At 42.2% G+C, this 3,600-nt stretch carries 3 protein-coding genes and 1 pseudogene; all 4 read left to right on the top strand.

The window, feature by feature from the left end; genetic code table 11:
- A pseudogene (locus tag HRT75_RS14235) lies at positions 1–1,012 on the top strand (peptidylprolyl isomerase); the annotation flags it as partial.
- The gene (locus tag HRT75_RS14240; RefSeq protein WP_291188131.1) at positions 1,012–1,872 is read left to right on the top strand and encodes a peptidylprolyl isomerase; all 861 of its coding nucleotides are present in this window, start codon (positions 1,012–1,014) and stop codon (positions 1,870–1,872) included. The pseudogene HRT75_RS14235 and the gene HRT75_RS14240, both read left to right, overlap by 1 nt.
- Positions 1,850–3,280 carry a peptidylprolyl isomerase gene (locus HRT75_RS14245; protein WP_291188134.1) on the top strand — a complete coding sequence of 477 codons (1,431 nt, stop codon included), beginning with the start codon at positions 1,850–1,852 and terminating at the stop codon, positions 3,278–3,280. The genes HRT75_RS14240 and HRT75_RS14245 overlap by 23 nt, the downstream gene beginning before the upstream one ends.
- 1 nt (position 3,281) lies before the next feature.
- A partial coding sequence (locus HRT75_RS14250) for an AAA family ATPase (RefSeq protein WP_291188137.1) occupies positions 3,282–3,600 on the top strand: 319 nt, incomplete at its 3' end.

The following is a 3,600-nucleotide window of genomic DNA, read 5'->3' on the forward strand; positions in this document are numbered from 1 at the left end:
TATCCAAACGGATTTTGGTTGGCACATTATTAAACTCATTGAACGTCACCCACGTCCAAGCTATGAAGATTTGGAATCTCAATTGAAGCAAAAGGTTCAACAAGCGCAACGTCTGGATTATATTAAATCCATGTCAAAGCAAGACCTTAAGGCGCGCTATAATGTTACTACTCCAGACCACGTTGTTCCATTCTTTACAGAATTCTTGACTGACAGCATCACCAAAAAGACTTGGAAGTATACAGACAGTCTAAATCCAGTGATGAAAACAGAGATCTTCAATCTCAACGGAACCAGCTTTACTTATGACGACTTTGCTCGTTTTATTGAAGAAAGACAACGCAAATCTGCTAGACATAACACTACCTACGGAGCGGCTAAGGTCTTCTATAGCGAATTTGAGTTATCTGCCATTCGTGACTATTTTAAAGACAATTTAGATTTAGAGGATGAAGGCTTCGCCAATATCGTTCAAGAATACAAAGAAGGACTCTTGATCTTTGATCTTATGGAAAGTGAGATCTGGGGTAAGGTTAGAAAAGACAGCACTGGTTTAGAAGCCTTTTATCAAAACCAGATAGGATCTTATCAATACAAGCCTAGAATGACTGGTTTAATCGCCTCTACACCCAGTGAAGCCGTTGCTAAAAAAGTTAGAAAAGCACTTAAAAAAGGTGCGAGTCTTGAAGAGCTGCAAGCGACTTTCAATGCCGATGGCGAAACTCAGGTAATCTTTAGTGAAGGTACTTATGCGGAAGGCCACCGCTTACTGCCAGAAAACTTCAAATTTGCTTCTGGAGTCTCCAAGGTGTACAATAAGGCCGGACAATTTACGGTTATACGAACAGACGAACTTCTAGCACCAACGGCTATCCCCTTAGATACTATTCGAGGCCGTGTAATGGGTGATTATCAGGCTGCCCTGGAATCCTCCTTCATGGAACAACTCAAGAAAAAATTCAAGGTGAACATAGATCAAGCGGTGCTTCAGGAAATTAAAGCACAACTCTAATGCTCAAAAGAAATTACTGGTTAATTGCTTTGTTTGCCGCCTTGGCAATGACTTCCTGTGATTTCTTGACAAGGGAATTGCCCTCTGAACCTGTGGCTCGCGTCAACGACAGTTACCTGTTTAAGGAGGATCTCACCAATTTAATTCAACCCAACACCTCTGCGGAAGACAGTATTTTGATCGTGACCAATTATATCAACCGTTGGGCGACACAGCAGTTACTTATTGATCAGGCGCGATTGAATCTTTCTGAATCTCAATTGGCTACCTATGATCAATTAGTGGACGATTACAAAGCAGACCTTTACACCAAAGGGTATAAGAATGCGGTTGTTTCTAAGCAGTTGGACAGTTCCATTACCGAGCAGACCTATCAACAGTACTTTGAAAAGAACAAAGAGAGTTTTGTTTTAAAGGAGCGTCTTTTGAAACTTCGTTACGTGTATGTTGGGGAAGAATTCAACGCTACTGATGAGGTTACGGCTCACCTCAAAGAATTTGATATAGAAGACAAAAAGGCCTTGGAGGAGATCGCTTTTCAGTTCAAGCGTTACTACCTCAATGACAGTACTTGGGTGCGCCAAGACGCCCTGCTTTCTGAAATACCGTTAATTGCGGTTAAAACCAATGCGGAAAAGTTAAAAAAATCTAATTTCGTAAGGCTGCAAGACTCTATAGGAGTATATTTGATCCAAGTTCAGGATGCCTTAGAAAAAGGGGATGATGCTCCGCTGGAATACGTCAGACCCACCATTCAACAAATTATACTAAACAAAAGGAAATTGGACCTCATTAAAAAATTGGAGGCCGATATTACAAAAGATGCGATCAAGAATAATGATTTCGAAGTTTATCAATAGCCGTTTATGTTTTGCTGCCTTGGCTTTAGTCGGGCTGCAAATGCAGGCGCAGGAAGTAGTAGAGGTAGATAGCACGGGTGTTGCGGCGAGTCAACAGGTCATTGATACTGTGAAGACGTTTGAGAAATTCAAAGTTGACGGGGTAAGTGCTCAAGTGGGTAAGTACATCGTTTTGGACAGTGATATCGATCGTAAATACATTCAAATAGAACAACAAGGTTTTTCAACTGCAGACATTACACGTTGCGAGCTTTTGGGAACTTTGATGGAAGAAAAACTATACGCGCATCACGCCATTCAGGACAGTGTAATTATTCCTGATGCGCAAGTGAATGCGACTACAGATCAGCAGATCCAATACATGTTGGCGCAGTTCAACTCAGAAGAACAGGTCTTGAAATTCTACAAAAAGAAGTCCATGCCTGAACTGAGAGCGGAGCTGTTTCAGATCAATAAGGACAATATGTTGGCCTCTGAGATGCAGAACAAGATCATTGAAGGAGTAGAGATCACTCCAGAAGAGGTGAGAACCTTCTTTAACTCCATCCCAGTAGATGAGCGTCCGCTTTTCAGTGCTGAGGTTGAGATCGCTCAAATCGTAATTGAGCCAGAGATTCCTCAGGAGGAGATTCAGAAAGTAATTGACCGCTTGAATGAGTTCAGACGCGGTATTGTAGAGAACGGAGAATCATTTGCAACTAAGGCTGTATTGTATTCTCAGGATCCAGGATCGAGTACAAAAGGAGGTAAGATCAGCCTGAAGCGTTCTGACAACTTTGTAAAAGAGTTTAAAGACGTGGCTTTCTCACTGCAAGAAGGAGAGGTCAGTGAACCTTTTGAGTCAGAATTCGGTTACCACATTTTAATGGTGGATAAGATCCGTGGACAAACGGTAGATGTACGTCACATTCTTTTGATTCCTGATGTAACTGATGAGACCGTTGCAGTGGCAAAAGCGAAGATCGAGAACATTCGTCAGCGAATTGTTGATGGCGAGTTGACCTTCGCTGAAGCAGCTAAGAGTGAATCCGACGAAAAAGAAACCAAAAACGACGGAGGACAATTGGTGAATCCGGTTAGCGGTGATACCCGCTTTGATCTGACTAAAATGGAACCCGTATTGGCTCAGCAGATCTACAATCTAAAAGACAAAGAAGTTTCTCAAGTTTTGACCGATGCAGACCGCACCGGGCGTAAAAAATTCAAGATCATCATGGTGACGGATCGTTATGACGAGCATCAAGCCGATTACTCTAAGGATTATGAAAAGATTCAGGATCTCGCCTTGAATGACAAACGTCGTAGAGCTATTGAAGAGTGGCAAGACGAGAAGATCTTGGAAACTTTCGTTAGTGTGAATCGGGATTATTACGACTGTGATTTTGCCAGCAATTGGATAAAGAATTAATATGAGTGACGTAGCAGCGATCGGCCTGTTGGTCGATAAGTATAAAGCCTTAAAGACAGAGATTGCCAAAGTTATAGTAGGACAAGATGAGGTCATTGACCAAGTGCTACTGGCTATATTCTCTGGAGGACACGCGCTGCTCATTGGAGTTCCGGGATTGGCCAAAACTTTATTGGTAAACACCGTAGCTCAAACACTTGGACTGGAATTCAAACGAATCCAGTTTACGCCGGACCTTATGCCCAGTGATATTTTAGGGGCAGAGATCTTGGATCAGAACAGAAATTTCACCTTTGTAAAGGGACCTATTTTTGCCAATG

Origin of the sequence: Gilvibacter sp. (genome assembly GCF_013214815.1) — a bacterium.
In the GTDB taxonomy this organism is placed as follows: Bacteria; Bacteroidota; Bacteroidia; order Flavobacteriales; family Flavobacteriaceae; genus Gilvibacter.